Source organism: Streptomyces triticisoli (assembly GCF_003270085.1).
GTDB lineage: Bacteria > Actinomycetota > Actinomycetes > Streptomycetales > Streptomycetaceae > Streptomyces > Streptomyces triticisoli.
The window spans coordinates 58,794-77,439 of record NZ_QFDQ01000177.1 but is presented as its reverse complement, the minus strand read 5'-3'; the positions used below and the strand labels follow the sequence as shown (position 1 = coordinate 77,439).

Genomic DNA, 18,646 nt, shown 5'->3' with positions numbered 1-18,646 from the left:
GTTACACGCCCGCGGCCTACATTCCCACGAGGGTGTTCCAGCGCTTGGTGAGTTCCACGCGTTCCCCGGCGGTGATGTTCCGGGCGACGGCGAGGCGTTCGCGCATGGTGTCGTCGGGGAAGATCAGCGGGTTCTCGGCGAGGGCCGCCGTCTCCTCGTCCTTGGAGTCGGCGAGCACGTCCTGGGCCGCCGGGACCGGGCAGATGTAGTTCACCCAGGTGGCGAGCTCCGCGGCGACCTCGGGCTCGTAGTAGTAGTCGATCAGGCGTTCCGCGTTGGCCTTGTGGCGGGCCTGGTTGGGGATCATCAGGGAGTCCGACCACAGCTCGGCGCCCTCCTCGGGCACGACGAAGCGGATGTCGGGGTTGTCCGCCTGGAGCTGGATCACGTCGCCCGAGTAGGCCTGGCAGGCCAGGACGTCGCCGCTGACCAGGTCCTTGGTGTAGTCGTTGCCGGTGAAGCGGCGGATCTGGCGCCTGCGGATCTGCCGCTCCACCTGGTCGCAGACGGTGTGGAAGTCATCGGTCGTCCACTGGGTGATGTCCACGCCGTCTGCCTGCATGAGCAGCGCGAACGCCTCGTCGACGCCGGAGAGCAGGGTGACCCGGCCCTTGAGGTCGTCGGCCCACAGGTCGGAGACCTGGCGGATCTCGCGGCCGAGTTTGCGGCGGTTGTAGGCGAGGCCGGTGATGCCCGACTGGTAGGGCACGGTGAACTTGCGGCCCGGGTCGAAGGCGGGCGAGCGCAGCAGCGGGTCGAGGTACTCGGCCACATGGGGCTGGCGGGCGCGGTCCATCTCCAGCACCCAGCCCAGCCGGACGTAGCGCGCGCACATGTAGTCGCTGATCACTATGAGGTCGCGGTTCGTCTGCCGGCGGTTCATCAGCGAGGGGCTGATCTTGCCGAAGAACTCGTCGTTGTCGTTGATGTCCTCGACGTAGTCGACGGAGATGCCCGTGCGCTTCTCGAATGCCTCGAGGGTGGGCCGCTTGTTCGGGTTGTCGTCGTCGGTGTCGATGTACAGCGGCCAGTTCGACCAGACCAGCCGGCGATCGGCGGCGGAGACGTCCGGGATCGTACGGTCACCGGGCTTGACGTAGGCGGCGGGCACACCGCACCCGGCGAGCGCACCGAGCGCGGCCGTTCCGCCCAGGGCGCGCAGCAGGGAGCGGCGGGTGGGCGGAGGCGTCTTCGGAGTCCGGGGCACGCCGTCAGCATGCCGTCCGTGTCCGTGTCCGGACAATGGACGCAGCGTCGAGTGGACCCGGGCGGAACCGACACCCTGTCGATCAGTCGCGGTGCGGGAAACGCACCGTGGCCCCGGACGGTCCGTCGTCCGTCCGGGGCCACGGGTTCGCGCTTCGTCGCGATCAGCCGGTCATACGAGCGCTGCGCGCGTCAGCGGGTCACGCGTCCAGCGACGTCATGACGTGCTTGATCCGCGTGTAGTCCTCGAAGCCGTACGCCGACAGGTCCTTGCCGTAGCCGGACTTCTTGAAGCCGCCGTGCGGCATCTCGGCGACCAGCGGGATGTGGGTGTTGATCCACACGCAGCCGAAGTCGAGCTTCTTGGACATCCGCATGGCGCGGGCGTGGTCCTTGGTCCACACGGAGGACGCGAGGGCGTACTCGACGCCGTTGGCGTACTCGACGGCCTGGTCCTCGTCCGAGAAGGACTGGACGGTGATGACCGGGCCGAAGACCTCCTTCTGGATGATCTCGTCGTCCTGCTTGAGACCCGAGACGACGGTCGGGGCGTAGAAGTAGCCCTTGTCGCCGACCTGGTGGCCGCCGGCCTCGACCTTGGCGTGGGCGGGCAGCCGCTCGATGAAGCCGGCGACCTGCTTGAGCTGGTTGGGGTTGTTCAGCGGGCCGAAGAGGACGTCCTCGTCGTCCGGCCGGCCGGTCCTGGTCTCCTCGGCGGCCTTGGCGAGCGCGGAGACGAACTCGTCGTGGATGGACTCGTGGACCAGCACGCGGGTGGCGGCCGTGCAGTCCTGGCCGGCGTTGAAGAAGCCGGCGACCGAGATGTCCTCGACGGCCTTGTCGATGTCGGTGTCCTCGAAGACCACGACCGGGGCCTTGCCGCCGAGCTCCAGGTGGACCCGCTTGAGGTCCTTGGAGGCGGACTCGGCGACCTGCATGCCGGCCCGCACGGAGCCGGTGATGGACGCCATCGCCGGGGTGTCGTGCTCGACCATCATGCGGCCGGTCTCGCGGTCGCCGCAGATGACGTTGAAGACGCCCTTGGGCAGGACCGAGCCGAGGATCTCGGCGATCAGCACCGTGGAGGCGGGGGTGGTGTCCGAGGGCTTCAGTACGACCGTGTTGCCCGCCGCGATCGCCGGGGCGAACTTCCACACGGCCATCATCATCGGGTAGTTCCACGGCGCGACCTGGGCGCAGACGCCGACCGGCTCACGGCGGACGATCGAGGTCAGCCCCTCCATGTACTCGCCGGCCGAGCGGCCCTCGAGCATCCGGGCCGCGCCCGCGAAGAAGCGGATCTGGTCGACCATCGGCGGGATCTCCTCGGAGCGGGTCAGCCCGGTCGGCTTGCCCGTGTTCTCCACCTCGGCCGCGATCAGTTCCTCGGCGCGATCCTCGAAGGCGTCCGCGATCTTCAGCAGGGCCTTCTGACGCTCGGCCGGGGTGGTGTCGCGCCAGCCCGGGAAGGCCGCGGCGGCGGCGGCCATGGCGGCGTCCACGTCCGCCTGCCCGGACAGCGGCGCGGTCGCGTACGCCTCGCCCGTCGCGGGGTTCACCACCTCGGTGGTCCGCCCGTCGGCGGCGTCCCGGAACTCACCGTCGATGTAGTTGCGCAGACGACGCAGCTCGGTGCTCACTGCCGGCCCTCCTGATCCTGTTGAAGCTGTCCAGTGGCTGAGACATCCACCCTAGCCCGCACTCTGACGTTTTCAACAGTCCCGCCGCGCCGACTTATACGAAATCCGCAGACCCCGGTCTCGTAAACAACGAATTTCATCGCCTCGGCCTTGCAAAACTGTCGAGACGTCGTGCACAGTGAGACCGTGCCCAGTCGAAGCGCAGACCACAGGGACTCCCGCGAGTCCAGGAACGGCAGCCACCACCTGGACGCCGTCTCCCTCGCCATCATCGAGCAGCTGCAGGAGGACGGCCGCCGGCCGTACGCCGCGATCGGCAAGGCCGTCGGCCTGTCCGAGGCGGCCGTGCGCCAGCGCGTCCAGAAGCTGCTCGACCAGGGCGTGATGCAGATCGTCGCCGTCACGGACCCGCTCACCGTGGGCTTCCGCCGGCAGGCGATGGTCGGGGTCAACGTCGAGGGCGACACGGAGACCGTGGCCGACGCGCTGGCCGGCATGTCGGAAGTCGAGTACGTGGTGATGACCGCGGGCTCGTTCGACATCCTCGCCGAGATCGTCTGCGAGGACGACGACCAGCTGCTGGACGTCATCAACAAACGCATCCGGGCCCTGCCCGGTGTGCGCTCCACCGAGAGCTTCGTCTACCTCAAGCTCAAGAAGCAGACCTACATGTGGGGAACCCGATAACCGTGAGCAAGGATCTCAGCCGTACCGCGTACGACCACTTGTGGATGCACTTCACCCGCATGTCCTCGTACGAGAACTCCCCCGTGCCGACGATCGTGCGCGGCGAGGGCACCTACATCTACGACGACAAGGGCAAGCGCTACCTCGACGGTCTCGCGGGTCTGTTCGTGGTCCAGGCCGGTCACGGCCGCACGGAGCTCGCCGAGACGGCGCTCAAGCAGGCGCAGGAGCTGGCGTTCTTCCCCGTCTGGTCCTACGCCCACCCCAAGGCCGTGGAGCTCGCCGAGCGCCTGGCCCACTACGCGCCGGGCGACCTGAACAAGGTCTTCTTCACCACCGGCGGCGGCGAGGCGGTGGAGACCGCCTGGAAGCTCGCCAAGCAGTACTTCAAGCTGACCGGCAAGCCCACCAAGCACAAGGTCATATCCCGCGCGGTCGCCTACCACGGCACCCCGCAGGGCGCCCTGTCCATCACCGGTCTGCCGGGCCTGAAGGCCCCCTTCGAGCCGCTGGTGCCGGGCGCGTTCAAGGTCCCGAACACCAACATCTACCGCGCCCCGATCTTCGGCGACGACCCCGAGGCCTTCGGCCGCTGGGCCGCCGACCAGATCGAGCAGCAGATCCTCTTCGAGGGCCCGGACACGGTCGCGGCCGTCTTCCTGGAGCCGGTGCAGAACGCCGGCGGCTGCTTCCCGCCCCCGCCCGGCTACTTCCAGCGGGTCCGCGAGATCTGCGACCAGTACGACGTGCTGCTCGTCTCGGACGAGGTCATCTGCGCCTTCGGCCGCCTGGGCACGATGTTCGCCTGCGACAAGTTCGGCTACGTCCCGGACATCATCACCTGCGCCAAGGGCATGACCTCGGGCTACTCCCCGCTCGGCGCCTGCATCATCTCCGACCGCCTGGCCGAGCCGTTCTACAAGGGTGACAACACCTTCCTGCACGGCTACACCTTCGGCGGCCACCCGGTCTCCGCGGCGGTGGCCCTGGCCAACCTCGACCTGTTCGAGCGGGAGAACCTCAACCAGCACGTGCTGGACAACGAGTCCGCCTTCCTCTCCACCCTGCAGAAGCTGCACGACCTGCCGATCGTCGGCGACGTCCGCGGCAACGGCTTCTTCTACGGCATCGAGCTGGTGAAGGACAAGAACACCAAGGAGTCCTTCAACGAGGAGGAGACCGAGCGCGTCCTGTACGGCTTCCTGTCCAAGGCGCTGTACGACAACGGCCTGTACTGCCGTGCCGACGACCGCGGCGACCCGGTCGTCCAGCTCGCCCCGCCGCTGATCTCCAACCAGGAGACCTTCGACGAGATCGAGCAGATCCTGCGCGCGACGCTGACGGAGGCGTGGACCAAGCTGTGACCGGCGTGCCTCTTCCGGAGGCAGTCGCGGAAACCGTCGGGCACATACCTCCGATCAGATGATGATCACGGCCCCGGTGTCGACCGTTCGAGTGAGAAACGGCCGCCCGGGGCCGTGTGCTGTCCAGCCTCCCGACGTCGTCTGCCTAGCGTTCCGGTGACCGACCGGCTCCGCCTTCGTTCCCCCGGACGGGGGATACGGGGATACTTCGAGCTCCGAACCGAGGTGTACGCCATGGACGCCCCACCGGACAACGACGTGCTCTGGGCGCGTGCCCTGCACTACACCCACAAGGACGGCTCGCCCGGCCTCGAGGGCGTCTCGCTCGGCGTCCGGCAGGGCGAGATCCTCGCCGTCGCCGGTCCGAGCGGCAGCGGCAAGACGACCCTGCTGCGGTGCCTGTCCGGAATGGTGCGTGTGCGGCAGGGCGAGGTCTGGTTCAACAGCGCCCCCGTGCACACCCTCGGCCCGCTGGCCCGCGAGCGGCTGCGCCGCGACCGGTTCGGCTGGGTCGACCCCGTTCCGGTGCTCGTACCGGAGCTGAACGTCTGGGAGAACACAGCCCTGCCGCTGATGCTGCGCGGCACCAGCCGGCGCCGGGCCAAGGCGGCCGCCCAGGAGTGGCTGGACCGCCTCGACGTCGGCGAACTGGCCCGCAGGCGCCCGCACCGGCTGCGCCAGGCCGAACGGCAGCGCGTCTGCATCGCCCGCGCGCTCGCCCCGGCCCCCACGGTGCTGTTCGCCGACGAACCGGCGGCCCCGCTGCACCGGGCCGACCGCGCCCACGTACTGCGCACGCTCACCACGGCGGCCCGCTCGCACGGCATCACCGTCGTGCTCGCCACGCTCGACCCGGAGACCGCGGCCCTCGCCGACCGCACGGTGCCGCTGCTCGACGGGCGGTGCGTGAAGAGCGTGCACCTGCCCCCGGTCGGCGACACGACGGAAGGCCGGGCCACGTGCTCGCTCTCCGTCTGATCCGCGTCGCCCGCCCGGCCGTCCAGCTGCGCCGACTGACCGTCGTGGCGGCGTCGGCGGGCACGGGCTTCCTGCTGCTGTGCAGCCTCGGCCATGCCCTGGGCCACCCGGAGCACTCGGCCGCGGCGGTGCTGCGGCTGTCCTGGTGCGTGATGCCCCTGGCCGCGACGGTGTACCTCGCGGTCGCGGTGGCCCGCACCGACCCCGGCACCCGTCCCCGGCCGGGGCTGTCGGCGCTCGGTCTCGGGCCCGGCCGCATGATGGCCGTATCGGCGGCCACGACGGCCCTGTCCTGCGGGCTCGGCTCGCTGCTCGCGCTGCTGCTCTTCCTGCACCTGCGCGGCGACCGGACGGGGCTTCCGTTCGACGGCGCGGCGGCGGGCGCCCTGGCCGCGGGTCAACGGCTGCCGGTGGCGGGGGTGCTGACCCTGCTGGCCGTCGTCCCGGTGCTCGCGTCGGGCGTGGTGGCGCTGGTGCTGCGGCCGCGGGAGGACGGCGCTCGGCCGCAGCGCCGGCCGGCGGAGGGTGGTGCGGACGACGGCTCCGCGCAATCCCCGGGGGGCCGGGCCGGCGCCCCGAAAGAGGCCGGGCACGACGACCCCGGCCCCCACCGCCCGCCGGCTTCCCGCCGGCCGCCCACCGGACTTCCCTGGGGCGTCGCCGTGCTCGCCGCCGGTCTGGCCGTGCAGTCGTACGCCGGCCGGTCCACCGCCTCTGCCCCCGCCTCCGGGGGCGTCCTGCCCGGCGGTCTCGCGGCCAGCTCCTTCCCGGTGCTCGTCGGCTGGCTGCTGACCGCTCTCGGCCTCGCCCTCGCCGGGCCCGGTCTGACCCATCTGTGCGGCCTCCTGCTCCAGTCGGCGCGTCCGGGCGCCCTGCGGCTGCTGGCCGGCCGGGTCCTGATGGCGGAGGCGGGGCGCATCGGCCGCCCCCTGGGCGTGGTGTGCGCGGTGGCGTCGGGGACGTACGCCGTCGTCGCGCCGTACGACGGAACCGCGCGGGTCTTCGGGCCGCTGACCGCCCTGGGCACGCTGCTCGTGGCCGGGTGCGCCGTGGCGGTCCTGCTGACCGCGACCGTCGAGGCGAGGCAGGAGCGCGCCGTCACCATCGCCGCCCTGCGGCGCCTGGGCGCGCCCGCCATGGCGCTGCGCACCGCCGCCCTCCTGCGCACCGTCGCCCTGCTGGCCCTGTTCGCCCCGCTGACCCTGCTGATCGCCGACCTCGCCGCACGGCCACTGGTCCGCTGACGAACCGTACGGAAAGAAGTTCCGCACCCACCGATGAGTTCCGCGCGGCCCCGGAGTCCACCCCTGCGAACGGCAATGGACCACAAGGGGAGACACCTCACCATGTACCAGCAGATGATCTTCGTGAACCTGGCGACCAACGACGTGGCCGCCTCCAAGAAGTTCTTCACCGACCTCGGATACACGATCAACCCGCAGTTCTCGACCGACGACTGCGCCTGCGTCGTCATCAGCGACACGATCATCGCGATGCTGCTCGGCAAGCAGCGCTACGCCGACTTCACCAAGAAGGAGATCGCGGACTCGACGAAGACCAGCGAGGTGCTGATCTGCCTGAGCGCTCAGAGCCGCGAGAAGGTCGACGAGCTGGTCGAGAAGGCCGTCGCGGCCGGCGGCACGGCGACCGGCGAGACCCAGGACCACGGCCACATGTACGGCCGCGCCTTCGACGACCTCGACGGCCACACGTGGGAAGTCATGTGGATGGACCCGGCGGCCGTACAGGGCTGAGCCGGCGAGCGGGGTGTGGCGGGCACCCCGCTCGCCGCCTGCCAACGCGTTGAAACCTACTGGCTGTTAACAAGTGGGTAAAGTCAACGCCGGTCGGCGGCATGCGCATTGACACTTCTTACGGAGCGCTTATAGACCTGAGCCTCCCGGGGGTGCTGGGACCTCGGTTCGTCGCCACCTCAACACCCCCTCAACCCCCCGCAATTGCGCATCCCGTGAAGGGCAAAGTGGCCATCTTGTCCATATCCCGCCGTACCGCACGCACCGTGCGCATCCTCGGTGTCGTCTCCGCGTCCGCCGCTCTCGCTCTCGGCGCCGCGGGCAACGCGCTCGCCTGCAACATCAAGGAGTTCTCCGCCGAAGCGAAGTGTGAGGGCGGAAAGGGCGTCATCGTCGTCAAGGACGTGGACCCCTCCGGCACTCCGGCGACGATCACCGTGTTCCTCCAGAACAACAACGCCGACGCGAAGCAGGTCGGCAAGCAGGTGGTCAAGGGCTCCCGCCAGGGCACCACGGTCACCTTCGCCGAGGACTGGCAGCCGAACGCCGTCTACCGCATCCACGTCGACGCCGTCGGCAAGAACGGAAAGGTCCTCGTCAACGAGGACATCAAGCCGAACCTGACCACTCCGTCCACCGCCTGCGAGACGGAGACCCCGAGCACCCCGGCCACGCCGACGGAGCCGGAGCCGGAGACTTCGACGCCTTCGGCGTCCGAGTCGGAGCCGGCACCGGAGTCGGAGTCCGCGACGCCGACGCCGTCCGCCCCGGAGGGCAGCACCGCCCCCGCCGACAGCGCGAACAACGCTCCCTCGCCCGCGGTCGGTGACTCCAACCTCGCCGAGACCGGTGCCGACTCCAACACCGGCCTGATCGCCGGCATCGCGGCCGCCCTGGTCGCCATCGGCGGCGGCGCGATCTTCTTCGGCATGCGCCGCCGGGGAACGAACAACAACCGCTGACACCCCGCAGCACACCACCTGTGGCCCGCCTCCGCGCTCGGAGGCGGGCCACGGCCGTTCACCCGAAGGTCGCCCGCTCGAGCCAGAACTCCAGCAGCTCCCGCTCCCCCAGTACTTCCAACCCGGGGCTGTCCAGGGGCAGTCGCCTGTAGAACGCCAACAACACGGAGGTGAGCGGCCCTCGCAGAACAACGGTCGCCTTCTCGTGTCCGCGCCGCCAGACGACACCCTCCTCGGTGAGCTCCACGACCCACTCGGCGTTCAGCTCCGGCCCGGCGTCGGTGGCGTGCAAATGGATACTGCGCCCCGGCCCGCGCAGCTCCTCGGCCGCCGGGACCGCCTTGCTCCGCTGAATGAGCTCCACGATCTGCAGCCACTCGTCGAGGGCGTCGACGGCCACTTCGGGGGCGACCTCGTAGGGCAGTCCGGCGGCGAGCGCGGCGTCGGCGCGGTGGATCGTGATCTCGTGGGTCATCCGGCGGGCCCAGAAGCCGGTGTCCGGGATCCCGGCCCAGGTCCACACCTTGATGTCCGGGCCGGCCTCGCGGAGGGCGGCGACGACGATCCGGCCGGTCTCCAGCAGCCAGGCGTTCAGGGCGGCGGGATCGCCCTGTGCCTCGGGCCCTTCCGCGAGCGGGATCCGCTCGGCCGGGATGTTCTCCTGCGCACGGGTCCTGACCAGCGCCTCCACCCAGCGCAGGGCGCCGCCCGTGTGCCGTACCAGCTCCTCCAGCGACCAGTCCGGGCAGGTCGGCACGGTGGTGGACAGGTCGGCGCCGGAGGTGACCACGGCTGACAGCTGCCTTACCTGGTGAGCGATTTCGTCGCAGTAACGGTCGTATGCGAGTTGCGTCATGCTCCGCACACTAGGCGCTGCGCGATCAGTGGAGCACCGCTGTTTCGGTCGGATCGAACTCCACGCCGACCTCGTCTCCGACCTCCGGTGCCGTGCGCAGGGGGCAGGCCGCTTCCAGGCGGGGGGCGTTGGCGGGCTGGAGGTGGAGGGTGACGTGGGTGCCCTTGAAGGTGCGGGCGGTGACCGTGCAGCGCAGGCCCTCGGTGGTGGGGACGAGGCGGACGCCGGCGGGGCGTACGAGGAGGGTGTGCGTGCCCTGGGGTGCGCCGTCGGGGACGGGTACCTTGCCCCAGGGGGTGATCGCGGCCTCGCCGTCCACGGTGGCCTCCGCGACGTTCTCGAAGCCGAGGAAGCGGGCGACGAAGGCGTCGGCCGGCCGCTGCCACACCTCAAGTGGCGTACCGGTCTGGGCGATCCGGCCGTCCCGCATCACCACGACCCGGTCGGCGAGCGCGAAGGCCTCGCCCTGGTCGTGGGTGACGGCGAGCACGGTGGTGCCCAACCGGCCGAAGAGCTCCCGCAGTTCGACGACGAGCCGTTCCCGCAGCGAGCGGTCGAGCTGGCCGAGCGGCTCGTCCAGCATCAGCAGGCGGGGGCGGGGGGCGAGGGCCCGGGCCAGGGCCACCCGCTGCTGCTCGCCACCGGAGAGCGAGGCCACGGCCCGCCGCCCGGCGCCAGGGAGTCCGACCAGGTCCAGCAACTCCCCGACCCGCGCGGCCCGTTCGTTCTTCGCCGTGCCGTGCATACGCAGCCCGAAGGCGACGTTTCCGGCCACGTCCCGCTGCGGGAACAGCTGGTGGTCCTGGAACATCAGCCCGACCTCGCGCCGGTGCACCGGTACCGCCGTCCGGTCCCGCCCGTCCAGCAGCACCCGCCCGGAGTCCAGCGGCTGCAGCCCGGCGACCGCCCGCAGCAGGGTGGACTTGCCGCTGCCGCTGGGGCCGAGCACACACACGATCTCGTGTTCGGCGACATCGAGGCCGACCGTGTCGAGCACGGCCCGCCCGCCGAAGCGTACGGTCGCGGCCTGGAGGCTCAGCAGCATCTAGAACTCCCCGCTCCGGTCGGTGCGCAGCCGCTCGAGGATCAGCAGCGCCACCGCGCACACCACCATAAGAATCGTCGACAGGGCCATCGCCTGGCCGTAGTTGAGGTCGCCGGGCCGGCCGATCAGCCGGGCCACGGCGACCGGCAGCGTCGGGTTGTCGGGCCGCGCGATGAACACGGTCGCCCCGAACTCCCCCAGCGACACCGCGAAGGCGAACCCGGCGGCGATCAGCAGCGCCCGCCGCACCAGGGGCAGGTCGACCTCCCGCCACACCCGCCACGGCGAGGCCCCGAGCACGGCCGCCGCCTCCCGCAGCCGTACGTCCACCGCGCGCAGTACGGGCAGCATGGTCCGTACGACGAAGGGCACGCCGACCAGGGCCTGGGCGAGCGGGACCAGGATCCAGGACTGTCTCAGGTCCAGCGGCGGAGTGTCGAGGGCGATCAGGAAGCCGAAGCCGACGGTCACCGCGGAGACCCCGAGCGGCAGCATCAGCAGCGCGTCGAAGCCGCGCACGACACGGCCCGCGTCGCGGCGGGCCAGTACGGCGGCGGCCAGACCGCCGATCACCACGGCGATCGCGGTCGCGGCGGCGGCGTACGACAGGGAGGTGCCGATGGCGTTGATCGGCGCGACCAGGAAGGTGCCGCCGTCGGGGTCGGTCAGCGCCCGGTAGTAGCCGAAGGCGGGTGCGGTGAGCGAGCGCTGGACCAGCACGGCGAGCGGAAGCACGAGGAGCAGCGCGATGGTGACGAGGACGCCGGCGAGGAGCGCCCACTGTCCCGCGCCGCGCGGGCGGCGGGCGGTGACGGAGGCGTCCACCAGTTTCAGCGCGCTCTCCCGGCGCCGTACGGTCCAGGCGTGCACGGCGAGGATCGCGCCCACCGCCGCGAACTGGACGATCGTCAGGACCGCGGCAGTGGACAGGTCGAAGATCTGGGCCGTCTGCCGGTAGATCTCCACTTCGAGGGTGGAGAAGGTGGGGCCGCCGAGGATCTGCACCACACCGAAGGAGGTGAAGGTGAACAGGAAGACCATCAGCGCGGCGGCGGCCACCGCGGGCGCGAGCGCGGGCAGGGTGACTCTGCGCCAGGCGGTCAGCGGCGAGGCGCCGAGCATGCGGGCCGCCTCCTCCTGCCGGGGGTCGAGCCCGGCCCACAGGCCGCCCACGGTCCGTACGACGACGGCGTAGTTGAAGAAGACGTGGGCGAGCAGGATCGCCCACACCGTGGTGTCCAGACGGACGCCCCACAGCTCGTCGAGGAGGCCGCCGCGTCCGACGAGGGCGAGGAACGCGGTGCCGACGACGACCGTGGGCAGCACGAACGGCACGGTGACGACGGCCCGCAGGACCTGACGGCCGGGAAAGTCCAGACGGGCGAAGACGTACGCGCCGGGCAGGGCGATGAGCAGGGTGAGCGCGGTGGAGGCGAGCGCCTGCCAGGTGGTGAACCACAGCACGTGCCGGATGTCGGACTGGGCGAGCACGTCGGTGATCCGCCCCAACTGCCAGACCCCGTCGGACTTCAGGCCGCGCTGGACGATCGCGGCCACGGGGTAGGCGAAGAACACCGCGAAGAACGCGACGGGCACGGCCATCAGGCCGAGCCGCGCCGCGTTCCCCGTACGGCCGCCCGTACGGCCCCTGCGGGGGTCTACTTCAGTACGAGCGAGGTCCACGACTTGACCCACTGGTCGCGGTTGTCGGCGATCTTGCCGGGGGCCATGGTCTCGGGGTTCTCGGCCGGGGGGCCGTACTTGGTGAACTCCGGCGGCACCTGGGCGTCTTCACGCACCGGGTAGACGAACATGTTCAGCGGCATGTCGTCCTGGAACTCCTTGGTGAGCAGGAAGTCGAGGAGCGCCTTGCCTCCCTCGGGGTTCGCGGCGTTGCTGAGCAGTCCGGCGTACTCGACCTGCCGGAAGCAGGTGCCGTACGCGACCCCGGTGGGCGCGGTCTTCGGCCGCGGCTCGGCGTAGACGACCTCGACGGGCGGCGAGGAGGCGTAGGAGACGACCAGCGGCCGGTCGCCCTTGGCCTTCCTGCCGCCGGCGGAGCCGGAGAATTCCTGGTTGTAGGCCACGTCCCAGCCGTCGACGACCTTGACGCCGTTGGCCTTGAGCTTCTTCCAGTAGTCCTGCCAGCCCTCGTCGCCGTAACGGGCGGCGGTGCCGAGCAGGAAGCCGAGACCGGGCGAGGAGGTGGCGGCGTTCTCGGTGACGAGGAGGTTCTTGTACTGCGGCTTGACGAGGTCGTCGAAGGTGGCCGGCGGGGCCAGCTTGCGGTCGGCGAAGTACTTCTTGTCGTAGTTGACGCAGATGTCGCCGGAGTCGATCGGCGTGACCCGGTGCTTCGTCTGATCGGTCCGGTACTGGGGCAGGACCAGGTCGGAGCCCTTGGGCCGGTACGGCTGGAACAGCCCGTTGTCCAGGGCCCGGGACAGCAGGGTGTTGTCGACGCCGAAGAAGACGTCGCCCTGCGGGTGGTCCTTGGTGAGAATGGCCTTGTTGACGGCCTCGCCGGCGTCACCGGCCTCGAGGACCTTGACGGTGTAGCCGGACCGCTTCTCGAAGTCCGCGATGACGTTCTTGGAGGCGGCCCACGAGTTGTGGCTGACCAGGGTCACGGTCTTGGTGTCCGCGGACGACGAGGTGTTCTTGCCGTTCGACGATCCGCACGCGGACAGTGTGACCAGGCCGAGCCCGACCGCGATGGCGACGAACGTCTTGGTGTGCACTGGATTTTGCTCCTGGGTTGGCCAGGAGGAGACGCGGCCCTGCCCGGGATCCGCGAGGGATGCCCGGGCAGGGCGCAACAGCTCGAGTGTTGACCGAACTCCCTATCCAGAATGACCTGGGCGAGGTTCAGAGGGTCTGCGGCCGGTGCCGCACTCTCAGCGCTGTGGCGCTCCCCTGTCGGAATATGAAGATGTGTACGGCCCCAAGGGTACCGTCCGGTTATCGCTCGGTCGCAGCCAGCTGTCCGCACGCCCCGTCGATCTCCTGGCCGCGGGTGTCCCGGATGGTCACCGGCACTCCGTGGGCGGCGATGGCCTCGACGAACGCCTTCTCGTCCTCGGGCCGGGAGGCGGTCCACTGGGAGCCGGGGGTCGGGTTGAGCGGGATGAGGTTGACGTGCACCGGCCTGCCCTTGAGCAGCCGGCCGAGCCGGTCACCGCGCCACGCCTGGTCGTTGATGTCCCGGATCAGCGCGTACTCGATGGAGAGCCGGCGCCCGGACCTGGCGGTGTACTCGAAGCCGGCGTCCAGCACCTCCCGTACCTTCCACCGTGTGTTGACGGGCACGAGGGTGTCGCGCAGCTCGTCGTCGGGGGCGTGCAGGGAGATGGCGAGCCGGCACTTGAAGTCCTCGTCGGCCAACCGGTGGATCGCCGGGACCAGGCCCACCGTCGAGACGGTGATCCCGCGCTGGGACAGCCCGAGGCCGTCCGGCTCGGGGGCGGTCAGGGCGCGGATGGCGGCGACGACGCGGTTGTAGTTGGCGAGCGGTTCGCCCATGCCCATGAAGACGATGTTGGACAGCCGGGCCGGACCCCCGGGGACCTCGCCGTCGCGCAGGGCGCGCATGCCGTCGACGATCTGGTGCACGATCTCGGCGGTCGACAGGTTGCGGTCGAGGCCGGCCTGTCCGGTGGCGCAGAACGGGCAGTTCATGCCGCAGCCTGCCTGCGAGCTGATGCACATGGTCACCCGGTCCGGGTAGCGCATCAGCACCGACTCCACGAGCGTGCCGTCGAACAGCCGCCACAGGGTCTTGCGGGTGGTGCCCTGGTCGGTCGACAGATGCCGTACGACCGTCATCAACTCCGGAAGCAGCGCCTCCTGGAGCTTGGCTCGGGACCCGGCGGGGATGTCGGTCCACTGCTCCGGGTCGTGCGCGTACCGCGCGAAGTAGTGCTGCGAGAGCTGCCGGGCACGAAACGGCTTCTCGCCGATCGCCGCCACAGCCTCCTTGCGCTCGGCAGGCGACAGATCGGCAAGGTGCCGCGGCGGCTTCTTGACTCCGCGCGGGGCGACAAAGGTGAGTTCTCCGGGCTTGGGCATGGTGGTACCAGTGTCGCAGATCCGCTGGGGTGGCCCCGATCGGCTGTGGACAACCCGGTGGCCGGGTCAGAAGAGGCCTGCGATCAGTGCGCCGATCCAGGAGAGGTACGTCTTCGTCCGGTGCCGACCGTTGCAGTAGCGCCGCGGTCTGCGCCGTCCGTCCTGGTTGATGAGGGCATCGCACCAGCGGCACAGCAGGTCGCCGTGGTATCTGCCGTCGTCCCCCAGCCGAGCCCGCCCCATGCCGGGATCTTATCGGCGGGCGCGATGGGCGGCCCATGCCCAGGACGCCGGCGGGCCCCCACCCGGCGGGTGGGGGCCCGTGCGCATGTGTTCCGGGTGGGTCAGCCGCTGCCGACGAAGATCACCAGCAGCAACCAGACCACCGGGGCCGTGGGCAGGAGCGAGTCCAGGCGGTCCATGATGCCCCCGTGGCCCGGCAGCAGGGTGCCCATGTCCTTGATGCCCAGGTCACGTTTGATCATGGACTCGCCGAGGTCGCCCAGGGTCGCGCTGATGGCGACCGCGAGGCCGAGGAGGAGGCCCTGCCACCAGGCGCCGCCCTCGATCAGGAACTGCATGCACAGCGCGCCCGCCACCATCGCGAAGGCGACCGCGCCGAACAGGCCCTCGCGGGTCTTGCCGGGACTGATGCGCGGGGCGAGCTTGCGCCGCCCGAAGCGCCAGCCGACGGCGTACGCGCCCGTGTCGCTGACCACCGTGAGGACGAGGAAGGTCATCACACGGCGGGGCCCGTCGTCCGCGGCCAGCATCATCGCCACGAACGTGGCCAGGAACGGCACGTAGAACGCCGCGAACACACCGGCCGTGACGTCCTTGAGGTAGCCCTCCGGCGGCTGTGTCATCCGCCAGACCAGGACGGCGAGCGCGGTCAGCGCCATCGCCACCCAGGCCCCCTCGGCCCCCCGCGCGTACCCGGCGACCACCATGGCCGCTCCGCCGACCGCCAGCGGCACGAGCGGCGCCTTGATGCCCTTGCGCTCCTCCAGCCGCTTGGTGAGCTCCCACAGCCCCACCACGACCGCGATCGCGATGACACCCACGAACACGGTCTTGACGACGAACAGCGACGCGACGATCACCACGCCGAGCCCGACCCCGACGCCTATGGCGGCGCCCAGGTCGCGCCCCGCGCTCTTCTTCTGCGGTGCCGGCGCGGGCGCCGGCTGCGGGGCGTCGGGCATGGGCTCCGGATTCTGCGGCGCCCCGTGGGAGGACGTCCGCGGCGTGTCGTAAGGCCGCTGCTGCGGCGGGTGGTACGGCTGCTGAGGCGTGCCGTCGCCGAACGAGGGGCCGCCCGGCCGAGCAGCCCCCGGGTCGTCATCCTGGATTCCGCCGTGGGCGGGCCCGTCGGGCACGAGGGGCATGGGGCGGGTCCGCTGGGCGTCATGCGCATCGTAGGCGGGACCCGTCGGGGCGACCCCCGGGAGGGGTCCCTGGGCAGGTGACCGATCCGCGGGCCCCCAGTACCCGGCCTGCCGCGGCGCTCCCCAGGAAGAGTCGTTCATCAGATCTCGAGCAGTTCCGCTTCCTTGTGCTTCAGGAGCTCGTCCACCTGCGCCACGTACTTCGCGGTGGTGTCGTCGAGCTCCTTCTCCGCACGACGGCCCTCGTCCTCACCGACCTCGCCGTCCTTGATCAGCTTGTCGATGGCGTCCTTGGCCTTGCGGCGCACGGCGCGGATGGAGACCTTGGCGTCCTCACCCTTGGTCTTGGCGACCTTGATGAACTCCCGCCGGCGCTCCTCGGTCAGCTCGGGGAACACCACCCGGATGATGTTGCCGTCGTTGCTCGGGTTGACGCCCAGGTCGGAGTCGCGGATCGCCTGCTCGATGTTGCGCAGCGCGCTCTTGTCGAACGGCGTCACCACGGCCATGCGCGGCTCGGGCACGGAGAACGAGGCCAGCTGGTTGATCGGCGTCAGCGCGCCGTAGTAGTCGGCCACGATCTTGTTGAACATCGCCGGGTGCGCACGGCCGGTGCGGATCGCGGCGAAGTCCTCCTTGGCGACCACGACGGCCTTCTCCATTTTCTCCTCGGCTTCGAGGAGGGTCTCTTCGATCACCACTTGCTCCTGCGTGTCTTGAGTAGGCCCGGCTGCGGTTCCTTGTCGGGGCCCGGCGGCCGGCTGCGTCGCGTCTTCTTCCTGCACGGTTCCCGACCGACGGGACATTGTCCATCCCCCGGCCAGGGTCCGTCCCGTCCGTCCTCCGGACAGGTGTCCTCCCGGCGAACCCCGGTCGGGGTACGCCGGTCAGTCCCGGCTGCCTTGGTCACCCACAAGCGTGCCGATCTTCTCACCCTTGACGGCCCGGGCGATATTGCCCTCCGTCAGAAGTTCGAAGACGACGATCGGAAGCCTGTTGTCGCGGCACAGCGTGATCGCCGTGGCGTCGGCGACCTTCAGGTCGCGTGTGATGACCTCGCCGTAGCCGAGCGAGTCGAACTTCACGGCGTCCGGGTTGGCCTTCGGGTCGGAGTCGTAAACCCCGTCCACCCCGTTCTTACCCATGAGCAGCGCCTCGGCGTCGATTTCCAGGGCGCGCTGGGCGGCGGTGGTGTCGGTGGAGAAGTACGGCATGCCCATACCGGCGCCGAAGATGACCACGCGGCCCTTCTCCAGGTGGCGCACGGCACGCAGCGGGATGTACGGCTCGGCGACCTGGCCCATGGTGATGGCGGTCTGGACCCGGCTGTCGATGCCCTCCTTCTCCAGGAAGTCCTGAAGGGCGAGGCAGTTCATCACGGTGCCGAGCATGCCCATGTAGTCCGAGCGGGCACGGTCCATGCCGCGCTGCTGGAGTTCGGCACCGCGGAAGAAGTTGCCGCCGCCGATCACGACCGCGATCTGCGCGCCGTCCCGTACGACGGCAGCGATCTCACGGGCGATGGCGTGCACCACGTCCGGGTCGACGCCCAGGCCCCCGCCGCCGGAGAATGCCTCTCCGGACAGCTTCAGCAGAAACCGGCCGGTTACTTTGCCGTCGTCGCTCTTCTGGGCCTTGGTGGTCATGAGATCCCGCCTCTGTTACGTGGTGCACATGCGAAGAAGGCCATTGCCGGTGGGGCGTTTCGCATCCCATGCAGCGGCAATGGCCTCCTCGTCAGTTCTGCTGTCGCCCCACGCGCGCGTGTACGTGACGGCATACGCGCGCGAGGTGGACGACTGCTGTCGACCCTATCCGGGTCGGGCGTCCGTCGCGGTACGGACCTGAGACTCTCAGATGCCGACCTTGATGCGCGTGAAGCGCTTCAGGGTGACACCGGCCTCGTCCAGAACCTTCTGGACCGACTTCTTCTGGTCGAGCGCGTACGCCTGGCCAAGCAGCGTGGCGTCCTTGAAGAAGCCGTTCAGACGACCCTCGACGATCTTGGCGATCGCGGCCTCGGGCTTGCCCTCGGCGCGGGTGGTCTCCTCGGCGATACGGCGCTCGGACTCGACGACGTCGGCCGGCACGTCCTCCTTGGAAAGGTACTGCGGCGCGAAGGCGGCGATGTGCTGGGCGACGCCCTTGGCAACCTCGGCGTTCGGCTTGTCGAACTCGACGAGGACACCGATCTGCGGGGGCAGGTCGGGCATCGTGCGGTGCATGTACGCGGTCACGAAGCCGTCGGAGAACTGCGCGAAGCGGTCCAGGACGATCTTCTCGCCGAGGTTGGCGTTGGCCTCGTCCACGTACGCCTGGACGGTCTTGCCGGACTCGATCTCGGAGGCCAGCAGGGCCTCGAGGTCGGCCGGAGAGGTCTTGGCGACGTGCTCGGCGATGGTCCGGGCCACGGCCTGGAACCTGTCGCCCTTGGCGACGAAGTCCGTCTCGCACTTCAGCTCGACGAGGACACCGGAGGAGTTGTCGTCGGCGATGATCGAGACCACGGCGCCGTTCTCGGCGGAGCGGCTCTCGCGCTTGGCGACGCCCTTCTGGCCCCTGATGCGCAGCGCCTCGACGGCCTTCTCGACGTTGCCCTCGGCCTCGTCCAGCGCCTTCTTGCAGTCCATCATGCCGGCGCCGGTGAGCTCGCGGAGCTTCTTGACATCGGCGGCGGTGTAGTTCGCCATGAGTCTGT

18 protein-coding genes are annotated in these 18,646 nt (G+C 70.2%); 6 read left to right on the top strand and 12 right to left on the bottom strand.

Translation table 11 applies throughout. The annotated features are described in order from the left end of the window. Nucleotides 1-16: 16 nt before the first annotated feature. Both DEP02_RS23865 and DEP02_RS23860 read right to left on the bottom strand, forming a co-directional pair. The gene (locus DEP02_RS23865) at nucleotides 17-1,207 is read right to left on the bottom strand and encodes an ABC transporter substrate-binding protein (protein ID WP_112469741.1); all 1,191 of its coding nucleotides are present in this window, start codon (nucleotides 1,205-1,207) and stop codon (nucleotides 17-19) included. Between the two features lie 199 nt (nucleotides 1,208-1,406). Further along, nucleotides 1,407-2,846, bottom strand: coding sequence for a gamma-aminobutyraldehyde dehydrogenase (locus DEP02_RS23860; protein WP_112469740.1), 1,440 nt, complete (start codon nucleotides 2,844-2,846; stop codon nucleotides 1,407-1,409). 171 nt (nucleotides 2,847-3,017) lie between these two features. Between DEP02_RS23860 and DEP02_RS23855 the strand changes: the two genes are divergently transcribed. The 6 genes from DEP02_RS23855 (at nucleotide 3,018) to DEP02_RS23830 (ending at nucleotide 8,591) form a co-directional block, all read left to right on the top strand. Next, the gene (locus DEP02_RS23855) at nucleotides 3,018-3,533 is read left to right on the top strand and encodes an Lrp/AsnC family transcriptional regulator (protein ID WP_112469739.1); all 516 of its coding nucleotides are present in this window, start codon (nucleotides 3,018-3,020) and stop codon (nucleotides 3,531-3,533) included. Next, a complete protein-coding gene (locus DEP02_RS23850) occupies nucleotides 3,518-4,897 on the top strand; it encodes an aspartate aminotransferase family protein (protein ID WP_112469738.1) in 1,380 nt (459 codons plus the stop codon). Before DEP02_RS23855 ends, DEP02_RS23850 begins: the two co-directional genes overlap by 16 nt. Before the next feature lie 234 nt (nucleotides 4,898-5,131). Next, nucleotides 5,132-5,875, top strand: coding sequence for an ABC transporter ATP-binding protein (locus tag DEP02_RS23845; RefSeq protein ID WP_112469737.1), 744 nt, complete (start codon nucleotides 5,132-5,134; stop codon nucleotides 5,873-5,875). Next, nucleotides 5,857-7,119: a hypothetical protein gene (locus DEP02_RS23840; RefSeq protein ID WP_112469736.1), complete on the top strand. Its 1,263-nt coding sequence runs from the start codon at nucleotides 5,857-5,859 to the stop codon at nucleotides 7,117-7,119. The genes DEP02_RS23845 and DEP02_RS23840 overlap by 19 nt, the downstream gene beginning before the upstream one ends. Nucleotides 7,120-7,221: 102 nt before the next feature. Continuing rightward, entirely contained in the window at nucleotides 7,222-7,629 is a 408-nt protein-coding gene (locus DEP02_RS23835) for a VOC family protein (protein ID WP_112469756.1), read from the top strand. A 227-nt stretch (nucleotides 7,630-7,856) separates the two neighbouring features. Further along, complete coding sequence (locus DEP02_RS23830; protein WP_157977526.1) at nucleotides 7,857-8,591, top strand: LAETG motif-containing sortase-dependent surface protein; 735 nt, start codon at nucleotides 7,857-7,859, stop codon at nucleotides 8,589-8,591. A gap of 58 nt (nucleotides 8,592-8,649) precedes the next feature. Here DEP02_RS23830 and DEP02_RS23825 read toward each other — a convergent pair whose 3' ends face one another. From DEP02_RS23825 to tsf, 10 genes are all read right to left on the bottom strand, one after another. Next, nucleotides 8,650-9,447 (bottom strand): maleylpyruvate isomerase family mycothiol-dependent enzyme, encoded by a 798-nt coding sequence (locus DEP02_RS23825; RefSeq protein WP_112469734.1) that lies wholly within the window; start codon nucleotides 9,445-9,447, stop codon nucleotides 8,650-8,652. A 25-nt stretch (nucleotides 9,448-9,472) separates the two neighbouring features. After that, on the bottom strand, nucleotides 9,473-10,492 hold the full coding sequence (locus DEP02_RS23820) for an ABC transporter ATP-binding protein (protein WP_112469733.1): 1,020 nt from the start codon (nucleotides 10,490-10,492) through the stop codon (nucleotides 9,473-9,475). Next, nucleotides 10,493-12,094, bottom strand: coding sequence for an ABC transporter permease (locus DEP02_RS23815; protein ID WP_112469732.1), 1,602 nt, complete (start codon nucleotides 12,092-12,094; stop codon nucleotides 10,493-10,495). It abuts the gene before it with no gap. A gap of 56 nt (nucleotides 12,095-12,150) precedes the next feature. Further along, complete coding sequence (locus tag DEP02_RS23810; RefSeq protein ID WP_112469731.1) at nucleotides 12,151-13,233, bottom strand: thiamine ABC transporter substrate-binding protein; 1,083 nt, start codon at nucleotides 13,231-13,233, stop codon at nucleotides 12,151-12,153. Between the two features lie 220 nt (nucleotides 13,234-13,453). Further along, on the bottom strand, nucleotides 13,454-14,560 hold the full coding sequence (rlmN, locus tag DEP02_RS23805) for a dual-specificity RNA methyltransferase RlmN (protein ID WP_112469730.1): 1,107 nt from the start codon (nucleotides 14,558-14,560) through the stop codon (nucleotides 13,454-13,456). A 66-nt stretch (nucleotides 14,561-14,626) separates the two neighbouring features. Next, a complete protein-coding gene (locus tag DEP02_RS33645) occupies nucleotides 14,627-14,803 on the bottom strand; it encodes a hypothetical protein (RefSeq protein WP_157977525.1) in 177 nt (58 codons plus the stop codon). A 101-nt stretch (nucleotides 14,804-14,904) separates the two neighbouring features. Continuing rightward, nucleotides 14,905-16,089 carry a phosphatidate cytidylyltransferase gene (locus DEP02_RS23800; protein ID WP_112469729.1) on the bottom strand — a complete coding sequence of 395 codons (1,185 nt, stop codon included), beginning with the start codon at nucleotides 16,087-16,089 and terminating at the stop codon, nucleotides 14,905-14,907. After that, a complete protein-coding gene (frr, locus tag DEP02_RS23795; RefSeq protein ID WP_112469755.1) occupies nucleotides 16,089-16,646 on the bottom strand; it encodes a ribosome recycling factor in 558 nt (185 codons plus the stop codon). The genes DEP02_RS23800 and frr overlap by 1 nt, the downstream gene beginning before the upstream one ends. Before the next feature lie 189 nt (nucleotides 16,647-16,835). After that, the gene (gene pyrH / locus DEP02_RS23790; RefSeq protein WP_112469728.1) at nucleotides 16,836-17,594 is read right to left on the bottom strand and encodes a UMP kinase; all 759 of its coding nucleotides are present in this window, start codon (nucleotides 17,592-17,594) and stop codon (nucleotides 16,836-16,838) included. 207 nt (nucleotides 17,595-17,801) lie between these two features. Further along, nucleotides 17,802-18,638 carry a translation elongation factor Ts gene (gene tsf, locus DEP02_RS23785; RefSeq protein WP_112469727.1) on the bottom strand — a complete coding sequence of 279 codons (837 nt, stop codon included), beginning with the start codon at nucleotides 18,636-18,638 and terminating at the stop codon, nucleotides 17,802-17,804. Between the last annotated feature and the right edge of the window lie 8 nt (nucleotides 18,639-18,646).